The organism is Salibacterium sp. K-3 (assembly GCF_054052005.1).
The window spans coordinates 1-294 of sequence record NZ_JBSVZE010000013.1 but is presented as its reverse complement, the minus strand read 5'-3'; the positions used below and the strand labels follow the sequence as shown (position 1 = coordinate 294).

The window sequence follows — 294 nt, the reverse complement described above, 5'->3', positions numbered from 1 at the left end:
GAGATGTACTAATCGATTCAAACCCCAGTGCTTTCTGAAGTCCATCATCTATTAGGGCATCGCTCATTTCTTCCAAGCTCTCGAATCCTTGCAGTTGGGCAAGTAACATGAGCTTTATATACCCTGCAGTTGTTAGCTTTTTTGTGTAGTAATCTTGTTTATTTTCTTCTACTTGTTCAAATAGTTTTTTCGTATTTATAGGTGAAACCCATTTACCAAATGATGATTTTAGTGTATTCTTGTCCATACGGATTATCCTTTACTTTTGGATTTGGACAGGAACCACCTGTACTT

General features: G+C 36.7%; 1 protein-coding gene. It reads right to left on the bottom strand.

The window, feature by feature from the left end:
* Positions 1 to 247, bottom strand: a 247-nt coding sequence (locus ACW9JV_RS19320) for a DUF4372 domain-containing protein (protein ID WP_457337525.1), incomplete at its 3' end; no start/stop codon positions are given.
* Positions 248 to 294: the final 47 nt, after the last annotated feature.